This window comes from Acinetobacter sp. NRRL B-65365 (assembly GCF_001605865.1).
In the GTDB taxonomy this organism is placed as follows: Bacteria; Pseudomonadota; Gammaproteobacteria; order Pseudomonadales; family Moraxellaceae; genus Acinetobacter; species Acinetobacter vivianii.
On the sequence record NZ_LRPD01000009.1, the window covers coordinates 46,401 to 68,092 of the forward strand.

The 21,692-nt window shown below is 42.5% G+C and carries 19 protein-coding genes; 17 read left to right on the plus strand and 2 right to left on the minus strand.

Features of this window, described 5'->3' with window-relative positions:
• Positions 1 to 11 precede the first annotated feature (11 nt).
• The gene (locus tag AWW72_RS05890; RefSeq protein WP_005256493.1) at positions 12 to 404 is read right to left on the minus strand and encodes a hypothetical protein; all 393 of its coding nucleotides are present in this window, start codon (positions 402 to 404) and stop codon (positions 12 to 14) included.
• 400 nt (positions 405 to 804) lie between these two features.
• On the opposite strand from AWW72_RS05890, the gene AWW72_RS05895 reads away from it, so the two are divergent.
• The 4 genes from AWW72_RS05895 (at position 805) to AWW72_RS05910 (ending at position 5,432) form a co-directional block, all read left to right on the plus strand.
• Positions 805 to 2,148, plus strand: a complete 1,344-nt coding sequence (locus tag AWW72_RS05895) for a spinster family MFS transporter (RefSeq protein WP_004771091.1) — start codon at positions 805 to 807, stop codon at positions 2,146 to 2,148.
• Positions 2,149 to 2,236: 88 nt separating this feature from the next.
• Entirely contained in the window at positions 2,237 to 3,247 is a 1,011-nt protein-coding gene (locus AWW72_RS05900; RefSeq protein WP_062846711.1) for an AraC-like ligand-binding domain-containing protein, read from the plus strand.
• An 84-nt stretch (positions 3,248 to 3,331) separates the two neighbouring features.
• Positions 3,332 to 4,438, plus strand: a complete 1,107-nt coding sequence (locus AWW72_RS05905) for an NAD/NADP-dependent octopine/nopaline dehydrogenase family protein (protein ID WP_062846778.1) — start codon at positions 3,332 to 3,334, stop codon at positions 4,436 to 4,438.
• Position 4,439: 1 nt separating this feature from the next.
• The gene (locus AWW72_RS05910) at positions 4,440 to 5,432 is read left to right on the plus strand and encodes a 3-hydroxybutyryl-CoA dehydrogenase (RefSeq protein WP_062846712.1); all 993 of its coding nucleotides are present in this window, start codon (positions 4,440 to 4,442) and stop codon (positions 5,430 to 5,432) included.
• A gap of 52 nt (positions 5,433 to 5,484) precedes the next feature.
• Here the strand turns inward: AWW72_RS05910 and AWW72_RS05915 are convergent, their stop codons facing one another.
• A complete protein-coding gene (locus tag AWW72_RS05915; protein WP_004771095.1) occupies positions 5,485 to 5,952 on the minus strand; it encodes a MarR family winged helix-turn-helix transcriptional regulator in 468 nt (155 codons plus the stop codon).
• A gap of 147 nt (positions 5,953 to 6,099) precedes the next feature.
• Between AWW72_RS05915 and AWW72_RS05920 the strand changes: the two genes are divergently transcribed.
• The 13 genes from AWW72_RS05920 to AWW72_RS05980 all read left to right on the plus strand — a co-directional run bounded on the left by AWW72_RS05920 (position 6,100) and on the right by AWW72_RS05980 (position 21,677).
• A complete protein-coding gene (locus tag AWW72_RS05920; protein WP_004771096.1) occupies positions 6,100 to 7,212 on the plus strand; it encodes an amidase in 1,113 nt (370 codons plus the stop codon).
• Between the two features lie 18 nt (positions 7,213 to 7,230).
• A complete protein-coding gene (locus AWW72_RS05925; protein ID WP_062846713.1) occupies positions 7,231 to 8,397 on the plus strand; it encodes an acyl-CoA dehydrogenase family protein in 1,167 nt (388 codons plus the stop codon).
• 41 nt (positions 8,398 to 8,438) lie between these two features.
• Positions 8,439 to 8,966, plus strand: a complete 528-nt coding sequence (locus tag AWW72_RS05930) for a nuclear transport factor 2 family protein (RefSeq protein ID WP_062846779.1) — start codon at positions 8,439 to 8,441, stop codon at positions 8,964 to 8,966.
• 31 nt (positions 8,967 to 8,997) lie between these two features.
• Positions 8,998 to 10,275 carry an aromatic ring-hydroxylating oxygenase subunit alpha gene (locus AWW72_RS05935; protein ID WP_004771099.1) on the plus strand — a complete coding sequence of 426 codons (1,278 nt, stop codon included), beginning with the start codon at positions 8,998 to 9,000 and terminating at the stop codon, positions 10,273 to 10,275.
• A gap of 10 nt (positions 10,276 to 10,285) precedes the next feature.
• Positions 10,286 to 10,771: an aromatic-ring-hydroxylating dioxygenase subunit beta gene (locus AWW72_RS05940; protein WP_062846714.1), complete on the plus strand. Its 486-nt coding sequence runs from the start codon at positions 10,286 to 10,288 to the stop codon at positions 10,769 to 10,771.
• A gap of 9 nt (positions 10,772 to 10,780) precedes the next feature.
• Positions 10,781 to 11,518 (plus strand): SDR family NAD(P)-dependent oxidoreductase, encoded by a 738-nt coding sequence (locus tag AWW72_RS05945; protein ID WP_004771101.1) that lies wholly within the window; start codon positions 10,781 to 10,783, stop codon positions 11,516 to 11,518.
• Positions 11,519 to 11,552: 34 nt separating this feature from the next.
• Positions 11,553 to 12,506, plus strand: a complete 954-nt coding sequence (locus tag AWW72_RS05950) for a PDR/VanB family oxidoreductase (protein ID WP_062846715.1) — start codon at positions 11,553 to 11,555, stop codon at positions 12,504 to 12,506.
• 66 nt (positions 12,507 to 12,572) lie between these two features.
• Positions 12,573 to 13,532, plus strand: coding sequence for a p-hydroxyphenylacetate 3-hydroxylase reductase component (locus AWW72_RS05955; protein ID WP_171067002.1), 960 nt, complete (start codon positions 12,573 to 12,575; stop codon positions 13,530 to 13,532).
• Between the two features lie 143 nt (positions 13,533 to 13,675).
• Complete coding sequence (feaR, locus tag AWW72_RS05960; RefSeq protein WP_062846716.1) at positions 13,676 to 14,590, plus strand: transcriptional regulator FeaR; 915 nt, start codon at positions 13,676 to 13,678, stop codon at positions 14,588 to 14,590.
• Positions 14,591 to 14,793: 203 nt separating this feature from the next.
• Positions 14,794 to 17,109 carry a primary-amine oxidase gene (tynA, locus tag AWW72_RS05965; protein WP_171254682.1) on the plus strand — a complete coding sequence of 772 codons (2,316 nt, stop codon included), beginning with the start codon at positions 14,794 to 14,796 and terminating at the stop codon, positions 17,107 to 17,109.
• A 143-nt stretch (positions 17,110 to 17,252) separates the two neighbouring features.
• Positions 17,253 to 18,470 carry a hypothetical protein gene (locus tag AWW72_RS05970; RefSeq protein ID WP_155858543.1) on the plus strand — a complete coding sequence of 406 codons (1,218 nt, stop codon included), beginning with the start codon at positions 17,253 to 17,255 and terminating at the stop codon, positions 18,468 to 18,470.
• 66 nt (positions 18,471 to 18,536) lie between these two features.
• Complete coding sequence (locus tag AWW72_RS05975; RefSeq protein ID WP_062846719.1) at positions 18,537 to 20,144, plus strand: GMC family oxidoreductase; 1,608 nt, start codon at positions 18,537 to 18,539, stop codon at positions 20,142 to 20,144.
• A gap of 45 nt (positions 20,145 to 20,189) precedes the next feature.
• A complete protein-coding gene (locus AWW72_RS05980) occupies positions 20,190 to 21,677 on the plus strand; it encodes an NAD-dependent phenylacetaldehyde dehydrogenase (RefSeq protein ID WP_062846720.1) in 1,488 nt (495 codons plus the stop codon).
• The last annotated feature ends 15 nt before the right edge of the window (positions 21,678 to 21,692 follow it).

Genomic DNA, 21,692 nt, shown 5'->3' on the forward strand with positions numbered 1-21,692 from the left:
ACATTGATGATTTAAGGCAAGAACGTTTCTTGCAAATAGCTCCACAACATTTTGCCATCAATTTCTTCAATCAATGCACAAGAGCGGCGGATCAGAATGCCGGAAGCTTTGGTATGTTTTTCAGTATAAGTGAGCACAATGGCATCTGGTTTTTGCATTAAAATCTGCTCATCATAGATTTCAATCTGAATATCAGGCATTTTTCCCTGATTATTCGCAAACAAACCTTTAACTTCTTCTAATGAAATACGTTTGCCTGCTGCACCGACCATTTCAAAGTGATCGGCAAAATAGTCAATCAGTAGGGGAAGGTCTTGTTCTGAGTGTTTTCCGCTAAAAATCTTCTCGATCAGGACGTGCATGCTATGGATGCTTTCGATTGCCTGTTCTTTGATAAGAGCCATGTTCATTTCCATTGAAAATTGATTATCTCGCTTTATTTTAAAACAAAAATAAATGTAAAATTCAATATCATTTTAAAATAAATTTAAATTTCCTGTCTTTAGGTCTTCTTCGAGTTTAACCTTGTTTCTGAGATAAGATCTAATTTATCAATTGCTTAGTGTTATTAAAACCATTTTTTAATCTTCACTCCACCGTAAAATGTTAAATATTGCGTGCTGAATTGGTAAAAAAGGTATAACTTTATACCTAAAATATTATGGAAAATTCCATGTAAAAATAATAATTATAGAAGGAGGAAATTTACCTTATTGAAGGTCTGCCAGAAAAGGAGATGAGTTCTGGTCAACGGAGCCTTCAATAAGAAGACGCATTAGAAAAATACATTGACAAGGAAGCAAGATGGATACGCATTCAACAGAGCCAACACGTGCTCACTCAAATATATATGCATGGTATGTGGTATTACTCTGCATGTTGGCCTACATATTTTCTTTTATCGACCGGCAAATACTGGCGCTGATGATTGAGCCAATCAAAGCCGATCTTGGTCTTTCCGATACACAGTTCAGTTTATTACATGGTTTGGCCTTTTCATTGTTTTATGCCTTTATGGGCTTGCCGCTGGCCTATCTGGCAGACCGTTTTTCACGTCCAAAAATTATTGCTATCGGGGTGGTGTTCTGGAGTATTGCAACGGCATTTTGTGGTCTAAGTAAAAACTTTATTCAACTATTTTTGAGTCGTATGGGTGTGGGTGTGGGCGAAGCTGCTTTGTCACCTGCCGCTTATTCGATGTTTAGCGATATGTTTAGTAAGGACAAGCTAGGCCGTGCTGTGGCGGTATATTCGATAGGTTCCTTTGTTGGTGGCGGTATTGCTTTTCTGGTGGGTGGTTATGTGATTGGTTTACTGAAAAATATGGATACCATCATGGTTCCAGTTTTTGGTGCACTCAAGGCATGGCAAGCTGCATTTATTATTGTCGGTCTACCTGGGGTATTTATTGGTTTACTGGTTTTATTGACGGTAAGAGAGCCACAGCGTAAAGGCCAACGTTTAAATGCACAGGGGCAGGTTGAAAAGACCAGCATGAAAGATGCGTTTAAGTTTATCAAAAAGCATGGCCGTACTTTTAAATGTCATTATTTAGGCTTTACCTTCTACGCAATGGCTTTGTATTGCCTGATCAGCTGGTCGCCCGCATTTTATATGCGTAAGTTTGGTTTAACCCCGACTGAAGCGGGTTATATGCTGGGCAGTGTGTTATTGGTGGCTAATATTCTAGGCGTATTCTGTGCAGGTTGGTTGAATGACTGGTTTATTCAGAAGGGTCGTAAAGATGCACCGATGATTACAGGCGTGATTGGTATTGTCGGTTTAATTATCCCGATGATGGTGTTTACGCAAGTGAATGAGTTGTGGTTGTCGGTGGTGTTTCTGGTGCCTGCGATGTTCTTTGCTTCCTTCCCGATGCCGATCTCAACCACCGCTATGCAAATGCTGGCGCCAAATCAGTTACGTGCACAAATTTCAGCAGTTTTCTTGTTGATTAGTAATCTGGTTGCGGTCGGGATAGGCACCACATTGGTGGCATTGATTACCGATAAAATCTTTGAAAATCCATTGATGGTCGGGATGTCACTGTCAATTGTTGGGACGATCTCTTGTGTACTAGCTTTCATTCTATTGAAAAAAGGCTGTCAGGCATTTAGCGACAGTATGCAACAGGAACATGCTTCTTGATCTGATCAAAGTGCAAGTGTTAAGAGCCCATTCTTTTGCAATGGGCTTTGTGCTTTGCCCGTGACATTCATAAGAAGGGAGTGAAGTGATGCAAACGAGTTTTAAACTGGATCATTTACATTATCTGGATGAATTTTTATTATTTCAGTCCAATGATTACCAGACCATTAAAGATCAAATCAGTCATTATCTCTGCCCGCATCGTTTTGATGTTGAGACCCAAGAGCCGCTGAACACGCGCTTGAATGGTTTTAGTTTTGGCAATGGGGCGCTGTATGATCTGAAATATAGTGCACCCGTGGTGATCTGTATTGATGACAGTTCGAGTTTTTACCTGTTCAGGATTACGCTGGAAGGGCAATGTCAGGTCGGGGCGGCAAACCAGCAACTGCTACAATCCGTAGGTATTATGTCGGTCACGCATCCGTATACCCGACAGCAGATTGTCACCAATCAGCATTGCCGTAATATTATTTTGAAATTGTCCAAACAAGAGATCGAAACCCAGCTGTTTAAAATGCTGGGCCATACCAGTCAGGCACCTGTCTGGTTCGATAGCGGTTTATCTTGTACTGCGGAAGGGATCAGCTCAATTGTAGAAACGCTGAATTATCTCTGTCATGCCTATTATAATATTCAGAACTGGAGCTTTATTTCAGCCAGTTTTACTCAATATCTGATTGAGCTGATTTTGCTTAAAATCCCCAATAATTATAGTGAGCAGTTGAATGCACAGCGTCAGCAGCTTGTGCCAGGCTATATCAAAAAAGCACAGCAGTATATTCAGGACAATCTGCATCAAGCGATTTCATTGGCAACGTTGAGTCAATATTGTGAGGTATCGATCCGCAGCCTACAAAAGGGCTTTAGCCAATATCTACAGCAGACACCCGTCGAATATATCCGTGAGCAACGTCTGGAACGGGTACATTCCGCTTTACAGCAGGCAGTGGATCATCAAACTGTGACCGATATTTTACTGGATCATGGTATTCAAAGTTTTGGACATTTCTCTACCTTGTATAAAAAGCGCTTCGGCTGTCTGCCTTCACACACCTTAAAAATGAATCCTGTGCAACTGGGTGAAACACTGTCGTAAATGGAATAATCACTGCGCATTTGGATAAGCCCGTTTACGCTGACCGTTCTATGCTGAATGACAAATCAAGCAGCAGGAACGCACATGAAAATTACAGTACTCGGTGGTGGACACGGATGTTATGCAGCAGCGGCGGAAATGGCAGAAAAAGGTCATGAGGTGAAATTATGGCGCCGTGATCGCGACGCATTACAACAGTTGGCGGCAACAGGCGAACTTAAGATTAAAGATTATCAAGGAGATCGTGCTGTCACTGTCGGTTTTGAGCAGAGTCAGATTAATCTGACCGATGATTTACAACATGCCATTCAGCATGCCGAGCTGATTATTATTCCTTTACCCGCAACCACACATCTGGATTTGGCTCAGCAGGCTGCACCTTTCTTTCAAGCGGGCCAAGTGGTGTATTTACCGCCTGCAACCTTTGGTACTTTTATTTTTGCCAAAGCCATGCGCGAGGCAGGTAACACAGCACAAGTGGCTTTTGCCGAAACAGGAACCTTACCGTATTTGGTACGTAAGCACGGGGTCAATCAGATCGTGGTGAGTGGCTATGCAACCCGTCTACCAACGGGGGTATTCCCAAGCAGCTTGTCCGAGCATGCATTCCAAATTTTAAAACAGGCGTATCCAAGTGTTGAGCCAATTGAAGACAGCTTGAGTGGTGCATTAATGAATGCGGGACCGATTATTCATCCACCGTTGATTTTGATGAACGCGGGGCCATTGGAACATTTTGAGGCTTGGGATATTCATAATGAAGGCACACAACCTTCGATTCGCCGTGTCACCAATCAGCTTGACGCAGAGCGTATGCATGTACGTGAAGCATTGGGTTATTCTGCACCGCATTTTCCACTAGCAGACCACTACAATAAAGATGGTGAAGGAGATGAATGGATGTATGGCCGTGGGGCACATGGCAAATTAACCGATAGTGGTGACTGGCGTGAGGACATCAACTTACAGACACATCGTTACATGCTGGAAGATACGCGTCTGGGGCTATCCTTTCTGGTTTCAGTGGGACGTTGGGCGGGTGTCGCTACCCCTGTGGCAGAAGGACTACTGAATATTGCTTCTGCGGTGACAGGCAAGGATTTGTATCAGGACGGACGGACGTTTGAGAATCTGGGGCTGGCAAATAAAAGCAAAGCTGAGTTGCAAGCGACTTTGCAGCAAGGAGTTTAGGATGAACCCAATTCAACACGTTGCCGTACTCGGCGCTGGGCGAATGGGCAAAGCCATTGCAATTGCCTTTGCCTATGCGGGATTAAACGTGGCTTTAATCGATGCCCGACAACGCACGGAGACTGAGTTTGAGCAATATCAGACTCAGATCCAAACCGACTTAAAACAAGAATTGCAGTTGTTGGAAAGTATCCAGTTTATTCAATCTGAACAAACCGTATTTATTCTGGATCAGATTAAGATTTTAAGTCGCGAGGCTTCAATATCAGTCTTAGCCCACTGTGATCTGGTGATGGAAGGTGTACCCGAGGTTAGGCAAGCCAAAGAAGATATTTTTACTTGGCTAGATCATTATATTACGCCGACTTGTATTGTTGCATCGACGACGTCAACCTTTCTGGTCACGGATATTGCGCACATGATTTCTCATCCAGAACGGGTGGTGAATGCGCATTGGCTCAATCCTGCCTATCTGATTCCGCTGGTTGAGTTAAGTCGTTCTGAGCAAACTTCAGATGAGGCAGTAAATACCTTGAAAAGCTTCTTGCAGGCAATTGGCAAAGTGCCCGTGGTTTGTAATGCTCGAGCAGGTTATATCGTGCCGCGGATTCAGGCGCTGGCAATGAATGAAGCGGCGCGAATGGTGGAAGAAGGTGTGGCTTCGGCAGAAGATATTGATATTGCTATTCGGACTGGATTCGGCCTGCGCTTTTCTGTACTGGGCTTGCTGGAATTTATTGACTGGGGAGGTGGCGATATTCTGTATTATGCTTCGCAATATTTACAGCAAGAACTTGGGGAACGTTATCGAACGCCTGAGATTATTGCCGAGAATATGCGACAGCAACGTAATGGCTTGAGAGAAAAGCAGGGGTTTTATAATTATCAGCAAGTTGATATTGCAGCTTATAAACAGCAAGTACTGCATACTTTTTCAGACCGAATCGCCACAAATCAGCTCAAACCGCCGTTTAATATTTTCAATCAGCAATAGATTTGATTGAAACCTAAGCCCATCTCTGAATAGACATGGGTTTTTTGCTGTCTTAACTCGATGGCATCAAATCAAACAGTTTTTTCAATTGACCATTCAGCTGATGCAGTTCAGCATCATCAAAAGCATTCAGAATCCCAGATAAAGTGACCTGACTGATCTGATTAATTTGTTCGACCAGCTCTTTGCCTTTGTCGGTTAGCTTGACCATTGAGATGCGTTCATCTGCTTCTGATGAAAAAACTTGCACAATATCATCTTCAACCAGACGATAAATGGCTTTGGTTGCCGTCGTTAGTTTGAGCGTAGAAAGGTTGGCAATCTCGGTAATGCTCGCTTGTTGCAGGGCATTGGTACTTAAAATAATTTTACGACGTGTATTATCGATTCCTAATTTTTTTATTGATTTTTCAATAAGCTGTGTGTATTTACCATTCACCTGCGAGATCCAGAAAAAAGGATAGCTTTGTAAGCTGCTCGGTTCATTGTTAGGTAGAAATTGTTCTAAATGAGTAAGCATAGCCAAGTCGTAACTTTATAAAAATGGACGATGATCATTATACAAAAATTAGAAACATTTTCTTTGTTCTTCATCATGAAAAATACTTGACAATTACATTACTTTTTCCGATATTTGTATTAATTATAAAAATACATGGAAAAGTGAATGAATATTGTTGTACAAGAGGTACACAAAGGTACAGGTGCACTGAAGGTCATGGTGAAAGATTCCATTGATATTCAAGGCATGAAAACCATGGCGGGCAGTAAAGCCTTGATGCAGAGTCAAGCCGCAACTGCCAATGCCGAAGTCGTCGAGCGTATTTTGGCAGCAGATTGTCAAATTACGGCGAAAACTAATTTGCATGAACTGGCTTTCGGGATCACAGGGATTAACCATACTTTTGGTACGGCGATTAACCCAAAATATCCTGAATTGATTCCGGGTGGATCCTCTAGCGGTTCTGCGGCGGCAGTTGCAGCTGGTCTGGCAGATTTCACATTAGGCACGGATACAGGCGGCTCGATTCGTATGCCTGCGGCATGTTGTGGAGTGTATGGTTTAAAGCCAACCTTTGGGCGAGTTAGCCGTCAAGGTGTCCATCCAGCTAGCAGTTCACTGGATTGTGTTGGCCCTTTTGCAAATTCAGTTGAAATGATTGAAAGTGCCATGCAAATCATTGATCCAACGTTCCATGCACAGGCTGAATTAGCACAGGCACCGAAACTGGCGTGGCTCAATGTTGATGCTGATTCAGACGTCATTGAGACGATCCAGCAATATCTGAACCAAGCCAATCTGACAGCATCAGCTGTGACGCTGGAAGGCTTTGAAGCCGCCTTCGATGCGGGCATGCAGATCATTAATTATGAAAATTGGCAGGCTTACGGTGAGTTGACCCAAACAGGCTTGTTGGGTGCTGACGTCAATGGACGTTTGCTGAAAGCAGCCGACACCACATTGGCCCAAGTCAAACAGGCAGAACAGGTTAAAGCAGATTTTACCGCTGAGATTGATGCTTTGCTGACCCAATACGATGCCTTGATTTTACCGACTTTGCCGCAGCTGCCGCCTAAGGTTGCTGATGCTGAAAATACCGTGGCTTTTTTAAATCTTACTGGTTTGGTTCGACCATTTAACCTTTCTGGGCATCCTGTGATTTCAGTACCACTGGAAACTGAACAAGGTCTGCCAGTGGGTTTACAAATTGTGGCGAAACGGAATGCGGATGAATATTTGTGTGCGATTGCGAAATATATCGTGAAAGCTGCGCAATAAATGACAAGGAATTAGGGAATGAATCATTTAGCGACAAAGGAATTTGTAATGGACAGCAATACAACGCAATTAGATGCCTTATGTCAGGAAATTCGTGAACGTGCCTGCACAGGGGAGTTCGATAATCAGGCCTATGTCAGTCAGGACATCATCGACAAACTAAAACAGATTGGCGTTTACCGTGCTTTGGTTCCAAAACGTTTTGGTGGCAATGAATGGTCTCCAAAACAGTTTTGTGAATTGATCGAACAATTGTCTAAGGCCGATGGCTCAGTTGGCTGGGTCGCAAGTTTTGGTATGAGTCCTGCCTATTTGGGCAGTTTGCCAGAAGCAACGCTTGAGCAGTTGTATAAAGATAGCCCTGACATTGTGTTTGCAGGTGGTATTTTCCCTCCACAACCCGCTGAAATTACCGATGCAGGTGTGGTGGTGAGTGGGCGCTGGAAGTTTTCCAGTGGCTGTATGGGCGCGGATATTGTCGGTGTTGGCATTTCTCCACAAAAGGACAACGAAGCCCAAGGTCTACCGCGTATGGCGGTGATGCCAGCCAATAAAGCTCAAATCGATATGACGTGGGACACGGTCGGTCTGAAAGGTACAGGCAGCCATGATTTGGTGGTGAAAGATGTGTTGGTGGCGAAGGAGTGGACTTTTGTCCGTGGTGAACCTTCAAAACTCCCTGAGCCATTTTTTAAATATCCATCTTTATCTTTAGCCACTCAGGTCTTAACCGTGGTGGGAATTGGTGTCGCAGCCGCAGCGCTCGAAGAGTTTCAAAAACTGGCACCCGGTAAATCTTCGATTACTGGTGGGGCCGAAATTGCCAATCGTCCAGTGACTCAATATGAATTTGCCCAAGCTGAAGCTGAGTTTAAGGCTGCACGCGTCTGGTTCTACGACACCATGCAAATCGTCTGGAATGAAGTGCTGGCAGGACGCACCCCAAGCGCAGAACAGATCAGTGATATGCGTTTGTCTTGCACCCATGTGGCTCGTGTTTGCGCCCGTGTAACGCGCAAAATCCAGATGCTGGCAGGGATGACAGCCATTTATACCCATAACCCATTTAGCCGCTTTGTGAATGATACCAATGTGGTGACCCAGCATGCCTTTATGGGCGATGCCACTTTACAGAATGCAGGTTTGGTCAGCTTTGGCATGAAACCAGCACCCGGTTATTTATAAGCCTGATTGGATTAAAGATTGGAATGGCAAGGATGAATGACATGAATGCGCAAGTGGATTTAACGGTGGTATTACAACGTCTACAACAGCTTGAAGCCCAAAATGCGATCCGTAACTGCATTAACCGTTATATGGAAATTTGTGATGCCTTGAATGCCGATACCAACCTGAATGAATTGATGGATTTATTTGATCAGGACAGCGTTTGGGAAGGCATAGGCGAAAAATATGCTCAGTCTTTTGGTCGTTATGCTTCATGGCAAGCCATTTATGACATGTTCAAAAGCTACACCCAAAAGCAGTCGCATTTTGTCATGAATGCGCATTTTGTTAGCTCAGAGCAAATTTATATCGAAGCAGATCAGGCCAATGCCAGCTGGTTGATGTTGCAAACCTCAACCTTCCGTGATGGTCGTAGCCATTTAAATGCCGCCAAACTCACCGTGCAATTTAAACAGCAAAGCGATGGTCGCTGGAAGATCAAACATTTTCAGACTGAAAACATTTTTAGTCGCCCTGTATCTCACTGGGATAGTACAGCCACATTGCCAGTACCGTCTCAGCAATAAACTGATGGATAGATCGAAAAGGATAGTTGATATGAACAGTATTATTCCAATGCATAACATTGAAATGGATTACAACGAGTTAGTTCAAAGTGATCGTGCCCACACTTCTTTATATAAAGATGAACGCATCTTTGAAGAAGAGATGGAAAAGATTTATTACAGCACTTGGGTGTGGGTGGCACATGCCAGTGAGATTCCTGATGCAGGCAGTTATAAGACCATCAATATTGGCAAACAACCTGTTGTGGTGGTACGTGACCGTAAGAAAAAAGTGCATGTTCTGCTGAACCGTTGTCGTCATCGTGCCGCAACCGTGTGCGAACATAAAAAAGGTAAAACCAACAGTTTTGTTTGCCCATATCATGGCTGGAGTTATGCACTGGATGGTTCATTACGCGGTGTACCTTCACCTGAAAGCTATGGCGAATGTCTGGATAAATCTGAATTTCCATTAATCAGCCTGCGTGTTGAAGAGTACAACGGCATGATTTTCGCGACCTTTAAACAGGATATTGAACCTTTAGAAGATTTCCTCGGCGCTGCGAAAAAGTGGATCGACTTATTCATGAAACAAGGCGCAGGTTATCCGATCAAAGTGTTAGGTGAACATCGTTTCCGTTTTCCGGGTAACTGGAAAATCCAGCTGGAAAATACTACCGATGCTTACCACTTCCCATTGGTACACAAGTCATTCTTAAGTTCAGTCGATGAAAAAACCGAAGAACTGTTTAACTTTGAAAATCAACCGGGCTATGTCGAAGACTTAGGCAATGGTCACAGTGTGATGGTGATGATTCCTGAACTGGTTGATCTGGATGAAGAGTTGATGGAACGTCCAATTCAGGAACGTTTTGAAGACCTGGCTCAAGCCTTGCGTGATGAAGGACATGAAGAACTGGAAGTACGCCGTATTGTACGTGCGGTGGGTGGTTCTGGATTTAACCTGAACATCTTCCCGAATATTGCCTGCTCAATGGCGTTCTTCCGTGTCATGCAACCGATTTCTGTCAATGAAACTGAAATTCATCATTCCGTGATTACCATGGATGGTGGCCCACAAATTGCCAACCAGTATCGTTTACGTCTACACGAACATTTCCAAGGGCCGTTTGGCTTCGGTACACCAGATGATTCAGAAGCATGGGAGCGTGTACAACATGGTGCCAATGCCGGTAATGATTTATGGATTATGCTGAATCGCGGTCTGCCAGGTGAAGTCAAAACTGAAGATGGCTTAAAGAGCGATGTGAGTGCTGAAACAGGGATGCGTGCTGCTTATCAGCAGTGGAAAAAGTTGATGACGGCTTAAGGAGAGTGCCATGAAAACCGATTTAAATTTACTCAATGAAGTGACTGCATTTGTCTGGGCAGAAGCGGATATGCTGGATCATTCTGAGCATGATAGCTGGCTGGATCTCTGGAATGAAAAAGGCGTGTACATCATCCCGATCGATCCAAAACTGACGGATTATGAAAATAATCTGAACTATGCGTATGACGATCATCACATGCGTAAATTACGCGTTGCCCGTCTGGAAAATGGTGAGGCGATTTCAGCTTCGCCAAAAGCCAATACGGTACGTAGTGTGTCACGCGTTCGTATTCTCAAAGATGAAGATGGTGAAATTGTCTTACGTTGCGCACAAAACTTGCGTGAGTTCCGCAAAGAAAATCTTAAACATTATACCGCTGACGTGACTTTCCATTTGGTTCGTGATGCAGAACAAGGGTTTAAGATCAACTACAAAATTATCAATTTAGTTAACTCGACCGATACCTTGGCGGGTATCAGTTACATTCTCTAGGAGCAAAAAATGAAACAGGTTGTTTTAGTCACAGGTGCCGCTTCTGGTTTAGGGAATGTCATTGCCGAATATTTTGCAGCGCAAGGGCATCAGGTGATCCTGTCTGCCAGTACTTTAGAGAAAGCAGAGCAAGCCAAAGCGCGTAGTCCACATGCAGAGAATCTATTTCCACTGAAACTGGATATTTCCGTTGAGGCTGATTTTCATGCAGCTGTGCAGTGGATTCAGCAGACATTCTCAAAACTGGATGTGTTAATCAACAATGCCACCATGACCAAAGCAACGCCTGTTTTAGAGATTAGCGCGGCGGATTTTGACATGATCACGCAAGTGAATCAGCGTGGCACGTTCCAGTCTTGCCAGATCATTGGCAAATATATGGCAGCGCAAGGGTATGGTCGTATTGTCAATATGGCATCTCTAGCCGGACAAAATGGTGGTACTGCAACTGGTGCGCATTATGCAGCGACTAAAGGCGCCATTATTACCCTGACCAAAATCTTTGCCAAAGAGTTTGCAGCCCAAGGCGTTACGGTGAATGCGATTGCGCCTGGGCCAATGGAATCACCGATTGTGCACAGTGTCGTGTCTGACGAAAAAATGGCGCAATTTATTCAAAATATTCCCGTTAAGGCATTAGGCAGCATGGAATTTATTGCCGAGACCTGTGCGCTATTGGCAAGTCCAAGTGCAGCTTTTGTGACAGGGGCAACATGGGATATTAACGGTGGATTATTTATGCGTTAAGCCTCAGGCGAGATGCATATCAGGGAGAGAAATCATGACGATACTGTATAACGTGGTGGTAAAAAACCGTCATGTCGAAGGTGGGAATGTTGCAGTCATGGAATTTGAATCTGCAAATTCGACCGTATTACCCAAAATTGAAGCGGGTGCGCATATTGATGTGCACCTCCCGAATGGCATGGTGCGTCAGTACTCATTATGTCAAAACCCGAATGATGTCGGTAAGTTTAGACTTGGGATTTTACGCGATCCAGAATCACGTGGCGGTTCAGTGTCGGCCTTTGATGATTTAAAGGATGGCATGCAGATTCAGGTCAGTGAACCGAAAAACCTGTTTCCTTTAGTGAAATCCAAACATGCTGTGTTGGTGGGTGGCGGTATCGGGATTACCCCACTGATTACGATGGCTTATCAGTTGGCACAGGAAGGCACTTCTTTTGAACTGCATTACTGCGGTGCAAGCCCAGAACGCTGTGCTTTTGTCGATGAAATTAAACATGGCATCTTGGCACCTTTCACGACCTTTCATTTTAAATCGGAAGGGGCGAGCCACCGTGAGTTTTTCCAATCCGCCATTCAAGACATTGATAAAGATAGTCATATCTATACCTGTGGCCCGAATGGATTTATGGATTGGGTGATCAATTTAGCCCTGACACAGAATTTTCCCGAACAGCAAATCCATAAGGAATATTTTCAGGTTGAAGTAGAAACAGGTGGTGATGCATTTGAAGTCGTGGCACAGCAAAGTGGCAAGATCATTATGGTCAATGCAGAAGAAACCATTTTGCAGGCGTTGGCGCGTGAAGGCATCGAGATTGAAATGTCATGTGAACAAGGCGTTTGCGGTACCTGTATGTGCGATGTGATCGAAGGTGAACCTGATCATCGCGACGTGTATTTTACCGATGAAGAAAAAGCCAGTAACGAGCAGATATTGGTGTGCTGTTCACGTTCTAAGTCAGCACGGTTGGTACTGGATATTTAAGCGATTTAATCAGGATAAATTGGTATCAAATATCGGTCAGAAACAGGATAAAAGATTCAGGAGAGAATAATGAATTCACTAAAATCAATGGATGAAATAACAATAGATCCAATGCGATTCAGACGTGCTTTGGGAAATTTTGCGACAGGTGTCACCATCATGACCGCGCAAAATGAACAAGGTGAAAAGGTAGGTGTAACTGCTAATAGTTTTAATTCAGTGTCTTTAGATCCACCGCTAATTTTATGGAGTATTGATAAAAACTCATCTAGTTTCCCAGTATTTGAACAGGCTTCACATTTTGCCGTGAATATTCTATCGGGCTCGCAGATCGAGTTATCCAATAAATTTTCACGCCGTAATATCGATAAATATGAAGGCACCAGTTATCAGACTGGGGCGGGTCAGGCACCCATTCTGGATCACTGTTCTGCGGTCTTTGAATGTGAGCGTCATGACATTATTGAAGGTGGTGATCACTGGATTATTATTGGCAAAGTGGTGCGTTTCCGTGATGAAGGACGTAGTCCGCTGGTTTATCATCAAGGGGCTTACTCGGGTGTGATTCCTCATCCCTTACTCCAGTTAAAAGAGACGGTTGAAGCTGAAGACATTGGTGAAATGCATCAAGGCCATTTATATAGCAATGTTTGTTATCTGATGAGCCGTGCATTCAAGTTTTATCAGACCGATTATATTCCCAAGCAACTGGTAACTGGTTTCCGCACCAGCGAAGCACGTTTATTATTGGTGCTCGGTAGCGGGACTGCATCGAATAAGGCAGATTTGCCACGTGATATTGCCATGCCGATGCGAGAAGTGGAGCAGGCTGCATCGATTTTGCAAAAGGACGGTTTGCTGATTGAGAGCGACGGATTTTTTAAACTGACCGAAAAAGGCAAAAAAACTGCACACTATCTATTTGATATTGCAGATAGCCATCAAAATGAGGTGTTTGAAAAATATTCAGATGAGCAAAAAGATATTTTTATTACCATGTTAAGAGACTTTGCTGGTGTAGCATAAGCAGGATGAGGCTGATAAGTTGAAACGATTTATCAGCTTTCTTATATCAACTCTCTAAGCAATCAATAAAAAGAATGTGCAAGGACGTATATTTGACAGAAAAATTTAACGTGTGAATACCGTAGCAACAAGGACGTGAGCGGATGAACCAATATGTAAGTGATGCACTGTTAAGCTGGACGCATCATATTAAAAATGTATGCGGCAATTTTGAAACGGATTTTGATGGTACCCGTAATTTATTCATTGGTGAGGTGCAGTGTTTTTTATTGGGTGATACCGAGATTGCTTTTATCAAAAATAATGCCAATAAAATTGTCCGAAAAGCGGATGAGGTCGATCGGGTCAATAATCGGTTTTGTTTTTTGATTCTGCAATATTCAGGAAAAATGCTGCTGAATTATAAAAATGAAACTTTAACCTTGAATGAGGGTGATATCGTTTTACTTGATCCTGTTGAAACCATTTCGATGTTTCCACAAGGTTTGGTGAGTCAAATTTCGGTGCATCTGTCTCGGGAAAAGTTACTGAAAGAGCATATTAGTTCGGAGTATTTTGGCAAACTCATTACCCAAAATATGAGCGGTTTTTTACTCAAGAATATTCTGAAAAATATGTCGCCTGAAAATATTAAACTCTGGTATGCGACTGAAGATGGCAATGCATTTGAAGATGCGCTGATTGCCCTAATCAAGCCGACCATTAATTATAAAAATATGAATCATACCGATAATCTTTTAGAAAAAGCCGAGCGCTATATTATTGAGAATTTAGCCAAACCTGATCTTTCTCCTAAGCTCATTGCCGCACATATTGGTGTATCGCTACGGCATCTTTATCGATTATTTGTCCAAGAAAACCTATCGATTAACAAATATATACAGCTCAAACGTTTGGAAAGAGTCAAAACAGATCTACTGGATAAAAGAAATAAACAAAGTTCGATTACCCAGCTTGCCTTGAAATGGGGTTTTTGGGATGGCGCTCATTTCTCAAAAATCTTTAAAAAAACCTATGGCATCTCTCCGAAAGAATTTAGGGAAACGATGTTGGCTTAAGCATTTTTGATGTCATTTTTAGACAAGTTCGAGGTCATTCCTGAACAAGCTAGACCGATGCAACTGTGTTGAAATTAAATCAATAAGGAAAGGTTTGAACGACCAAAGAAAACCAAAATCTTAGGTTGATCTTACCTGTTTCACACAGTGGAAAGTGCATTTTAACGATCCATCAAAGATCGTTCAGGGATAGACAGAAAAGGATGAAGATGATGCTTAAACAACAATTATTCAAAGATATACAAAAAATATTAGCGCTTAACCTATCCATTGCTGCGAGCTGTTGGGGCTTGACTACGCAGGCTTATGCGCATGGTGGACATGCCGAAATGGTACCGCTTTATCAAAACATGAGTGAGCAGGGCGCCAAAGTTGTTAAAGATGATTTTACCAATAGCTACACCATCACCAAAGGTTCCATGCAGGTCAGAGCCAAACCTAATTCAGATCAGGTTTTGGTCAATGGAAAACCCTTAAAACTGAGCGTACCTTTATTAATTAAAGATGGTAAACCCGTTATTGGTAAAGACTTTTTCAATGAAGTGTTTCAGTCGGGTTTAGATCAGACTTTTAAAGTTGAAAATACCTTTCATCCTCTCAATAGTCTAAATACAGATGAAATCAAAAAGACTTTTGATGTGATTAATCGCTCAAAATATGCCTATAAAAATATGCGTTTTGCTGAGTTAAAGCTTAAAGAACCTGAAAAGGCCAAAGTTTGGGATTTCTTTATCAATCATAAAGAATATAAAGATGATCGCATGGCCTCTTTTATTTTATTAAAAGGCAACCAAGCGATTGAAGGTGAAGTAAATCTGAATACACAGCAAGTCACGAAATGGAATGTCCTTAAAGATACACACGGTATGGTGTTACTGGATAACTTCGAGACTGTACAACGTGTGATTGAAGCAAGCAAAGAATATCAGGATGCTTTACGGAAACGTGGCATCACAGATGTCAAGAAAGTGATTACCAATCCATTAACTGTCGGCTATTTTGGCGGTAAAGATGGCTTGGATAAACAGCTTAACGTTTTAAAAGTTGTGTCTTATCTCGATACGGGAGATGGTAACTATTGGGCGCATCCGATTGAAAATCTGGTCGCTGTGGTGGATCTGGATAAAGAAAAAATTATCAAAATCGAAGAAGGGGCAATGATTCCTGTTCCAATGGTAGATCGTCCTTATGCCACCAAAAATACCAAACCACCTAAAATTAAGCCGCTCAATATAAGTGAGCCTGAAGGCAAGAATTTTACCATTACAGGACAAACCGTACATTGGGGGAATTGGTGTTTCCATGTCGCACTAGACTCTCGTGTTGGCCTGCAACTTTCAACCGTGACATACAAAGATAAAGGCGTAAAACGTAAGGTCATGTATGAAGGTAATCTGGGCGGTATGGTGGTTCCATATGGTGATCCAGATATGGGCTGGTACTTTAAATCTTATCTGGACTCAGGTGAGTATGGGATGGGAACACTCACATCAGCCATTCAACTGGGGACTGATGCACCAGAAAATGCAGTCTTACTGGATGCGGTCATAGCAGACTATAAAGGCCAGCCACAAGTGATTCCAAACGCAATAGCCATCTTTGAGCGCTATGCAGGGCCTGAATACAAACACCAAGAAATATTTGGTGATCAAGACGCAAGTGAAGCACGCCGTGAACTTGTCGTGCGCTGGATTAGCACAGTGGGTAATTACGATTACATGTTTGACTGGGTCTTTGCCCAAAATGGCGTGATTGGCATTAATGCAGGTGCAACGGGTATTGAAGCGGTTAAAGGTGTTAAGTCACGCACCATGCATGACAGTACCGCCAAAGAAGACACTAAATATGGCACTCTGATTGACCATAATATCGTGGGTACAACCCATCAACACATCTATAACTTCCGCTTGGATATGGATGTAGATGGGGAAAACAACAGCTTTATGCACATGGACCCTGTGGTGAAGGCCAATGACAGAGGTGGTGTGCGTACAAGCACGATGCAAATTGACAGTAAAGTGATTAGCAATGAGCAAAATGCGGCTGAAAAATTTGATCCATCTACCATTCGTTTACTGACCAATTTCAACAAGGAAAATAAATTAGGTAATCCTGTTTCTTACCAATTGATTCCATTTGCAGGTGGAACACACCCTGTGGCGAAAGGAGCCAATTTTTCCAAAGATGAATGGTTGTTTAAACGTTTGAATTTTATGGATAAGCAAATTTGGGTGACGCAGTACAATCCAGATGAACGCTATCCTGAAGGGAAATATTCCAACCGATCGACTCATGACACAGGCTTAGGTCAATTCATTAGCAACAATGACAATATTGAAAACAAAGACCTCGTGGTCTGGATGACCACAGGAACCACCCATGTGGCGCGTGCTGAAGAATGGCCGATCATGCCAACAGAGTGGGTTTATACCTTGATCAAACCGTGGAATTTCTTTGATAGTACCCCGACGTTGAATTTGGGTGAAGAAGAGCAAAATACGCAGCTCGACCATCACTAAAAGTGCAAATGAGCCAGAAAGGGTAACGTGAGCTTACCCTAAGCTGAGCATCCAGCAGTCCGCTGACAAAAAAGGAATTTTGTATGAAAACGCTACTTTCTCAAGTCATGAGAGGGACTCTCTTTGTCTCATTTTTTTCAACTGTGCATGCTGGCGAGCTTGAAATTAAACCGACTTTTGAAGCAACTTTTGGGGCTTTTAGTAGCGGTAAAAGCTATAACGGCGAAAACCTAGAGGATGAAAGAGTCAATTGGCAAGAAGGCCATCTTAAATATGGTGCTAAAGGACATTACAACTTTAAAAACAATCAGCTCTATGCAAGCTTGAGCGGTATTAGCTCGGCAACATTTGGTGATGGTGACGCAGGCCAAAATAGTAATGGCAAAGAACGTAAAACAGATGTGAATCAATGGATCATTGGTTTTAAAGATGGGACCAATAAAGATGAGTTAACGACCTATGATTTAAGTATCGGTCGACAAAATATCATGATTGGTGACGGATTCTTTATCGCAGGTGATGCGTTAAACCTCGGTAAACCACCTGCGGATGGCACACTCGATCGGGGCGGCGCCTATTATCTGGCGGCACGTCGAAGCTTTGATTTTACCAGTTTGCTTCAATACAAACTGCAAGAGAATACGACGCTAAAGCTGGCTTACCTAAAGTCAGACAATAAAGCACAATTTTCCCCCGAACTGTTTGTGACTGATCTGATGTATCAGCTTAAAGACAAGGGTGCTGGGTTTACTTACTTAAATGTATTAGACCTTAAAGATGCTGAACACGTTTCGGGGCGCGAAGACCTTAAAAACTATGCTTTACGTTTGAATTATCAACCTTTACCAGAGCTGCAAGTTAAAACTGAGTTTGTTGTACAAGATAAAAAAGAGGGTCAAGAAAATGCTGGCTACTTGGCGCTGAACTATAACTTTTTATCTTCAAAATATACACCCTCATTAGGCTACCGTTTTAGTCATTTTTCAGACCAATACGACCCGATGTTTTATGGAAATACGGTCGGGTTTGGTACATGGTTTCAAGGTGAAGTTGCCGGAAACTATGCTGGTCCATTCAATAAAAATGCAGATATTCATCAAGTCTCTTACAGCATGAATCTAAAAGAAAACTTTATGTTGGGTGCTTTGGCCTATAAGTTCAAAACAGTCAATAAGTCTTTTACCAATGTGGATGGACATGAGCTGGATGTGTTTTCGGTTTGGTCGGTTAATAAAAAATTCAACGTTATTCCTTTAGTCGGGCTCTATAAACCAAAGCACGATATCCATAGTGGTGGTACTCAAAACTACGATGACAAAACCAATGTGTATGCGCAGTTGATTCTGCAATACATCTATTAAATCAGAGCGAAGGAGACCGTGTTTATTGGCGGTGCATTTATAGAAATAAAATGAGGATGAAATCAGATGAATACACAATATGACTATATCGTGATTGGTGCTGGCTCAGCAGGCTGTGTGGTCGCAGCACGACTATTAGAAGCCAAGGCTGGGCGTGTTCTTGTTCTAGAGGCAGGAAGCCGAGATAGCAGTATGTTTCATACTATACCTGCGACGGTGGTTAAAGTATTCCAGCAGAAATCATGGCAATACATGACCGTGCCGCAGAAATATTGTAATCATCGTGAAATGATCCTTGCACAAGGAAAAGTGTTGGGAGGTGGAAGCTCGGTCAACGGAATGATCTATTGCCGAGGCCAACGTCAGGATTATGATTTATGGGCCTCGGAATGGGGATGCAATCAGTGGTCTTATCAACATGTGCTGCCTTTTTTTAAGAAAGCAGAAAAAAATGAAAGTCTTGCTGATGAATATCATGGACAAGATGGCATTTTACCTGTCAGTGAAAACCGCTATCGCCATCCTTTGACGCTTGCTTGTATTAAAGCAGGTCAGCAAATGGGCATGAATTACGTCAATGATATAAATGGCTGGGATCAGGCGGGAGTCGGGTTTTATCAAACTACTACTCAAAATGGTTCACGGGCGAGTACTTCAAAAACCTATTTAAAGTCAGTCGAAAACCACCCAGACCTTACAGTGATTACGGATGCCTTAGTCCATAGAATTGAAACTCAAGGTGATCAGGTTACTGGGGTGACTTATAGTGTTGGCGGAAAATCACCAATTACTGTACAGGTTCAAAAAGAAGTCATTCTGAGCGCTGGTGCAATTGGCAGTCCTAAGGTTTTATTACTTTCGGGAATTGGTCCAAAACAACATCTAGATGAACTCGGAATAGAATGCATTCGTGACTTACCTGTAGGTGACAATTTTCACGACCATTTGCATATGTCGGTGAATGCAACGGTAACAACCAATAATAGTTTGCTCGGTGAAGACCAAGGTTTAACTGCGGTACGACACTTTTTACAGTGGTGTTTTACACGTTCAGGATTGTTAACCACCAACATTCTAGAAGGTGGTGGTTTTATTGACACCAATAACAATGGTCGACCTGATGTCCAATTTCACTTTTTACCTGTGCTGGATAATTTCGATAATACCCCTGGCGAAAAAGCGGTTGCTCAGGCACATGGCCTTACGATTAAAGTTGGACATGTACAGCCAAAAGCACGTGGGACTTTACGTTTAAGCAGTAAAGATCCCAAAGATTTGCCTGTCATTGACCCCAATTATTTAGGCCATCAAGAAGATATTGACGCCAATATCCGTGCGGTACAGGCTGGACTTCGTCTATTACGACAACCAGCATTGAAAGCGATTGTCAAAGAAGTGATTGAACCTGCAAATATCGATCCTGATGATATTGAAGCGATTGATAAATGGATGCGCCAGAATATTAAAACGGTCTATCACCCCGCAGGTAGCTGCAAAATGGGCAATGCTCCGCAAGATTCGGTCACAGATCAAACCCTTAAAGTCCATGGTTTTAAAAATTTACGTGTGGTGGATTGTTCTATTTGCCCACAAGTTCCAAGCGGTAATACCAACGCAATTGCCATCATGATTGGAGAACGTGGTGCAGACTTTATTTTGAATCAGGTCGCTTAGGTTGCTGTCATAACAAAATTTTAGAAATGAAAAGAGGAAAAGAAAATGAGTGAAGTTCAGATTTTAGAAAGCGTACAGCAATTTATGGCACGTCAGCATGGACATTTTATTAATGGAAAATTAGTGGCCGCCGAGCTTTTGGATAAAGTAGATATTGTAAATCCATCGACTGAACAAGTTGTTGCTCAAATTAGTATTGGTAGTCAACAAGATGTCGAAAATGCGGTGAAAAGTGCTGAACATGCTTTTCAAAATGCTTGGGCTGAAACGACACCGTATGAGCGTGGCGTTAAACTGAACAAGCTGGCAGATTTAATTGAGCAATATGGTGAAGAACTTGCACAGCTCGAAACGTTGTCTACAGGAAAACTTATCAATATTTCCCGTCATCTTGAAGTCGCACAATCTGTTATTTTCTTAAGATATTTTGCTGGTTGGGCAACCAAAATTAATGGTCAAACTATGCAACCCTCCATTCCTTCTATGCAAGGTGAGAAATATACGGCCTTTACTTTAAGACAACCGATTGGTGTGGTTGCAGGGATTGTGCCTTGGAATTTCTCACTCATGATTGGTGTTTGGAAAATCGGTTCAGCTTTAACAACGGGCTGCACCATTGTGCTTAAACCGAGTGAGTTTGCCAGCTTATCTTTATTACGTTTAGCTGAACTTGCTATTGAGGCAGGTATTCCAGCTGGTGTAATTAATGTGGTTACGGGTAAGGGCGAGACGGGACAATATTTAATTGAGTCGCCACTCGTTAAGAAAGTCTCGTTTACAGGTTCAGTACCAACAGGTATTGCCATTGGTAAACTTGCGATGAGTAGTGATTTAACTCGGGTAAGTTTAGAGTTAGGTGGTAAAAATGCCATAACCGTTTTGGCTGATGCAAATATTGATGAGATTTTACCGACTTTGTTGCAAGCAACTTTTGTGCATCAAGGTCAAGTTTGTGCATCCCCAGAGCGTTTTTTTGTACATCATACAAAACATGATGAACTAGTCGAAAAACTCTCTAAAGCACTTTCGCAGTTTAAAATTGGATCGGCTATGGATGAGGGAAGTATGTTCGGTCCACTCTCTAATCAGCCACATTTTTATAAAGTAAAACACTATTTAGATATGGCAAAAGCCAACAACCAGATTATTGCAGGGGGAGAGGCTTTAGATCAGACAGGGTATTTTGTACAGCCGACTTTAATTTCCTTTAAAAATACGGATGACCCTTTATTTTCAGAAGAAACTTTTGGTCCAGTGGTTGGGGTAATGCCATTCGACACTGATGAAGAACTCGTTCAATTGATGAATCAGTCACGCTTTGGTTTAACCGCAAGTATCTGGACAAATGATTTATCTAAAGCTTTACGTTTAATTCCTAAAATTGAAGCAGGAACCTTATGGGTCAATATGCACACATTCTTAGATCCATCCGTTCCATTTGGCGGGGTGAAAGCTTCAGGAATTGGCAGAGAGTTTTCTGATGCATTTATTGAAGATTACACTGAATTAAAATCGGTCATGATTCGGTATTAAGCCAATAAAGAGATT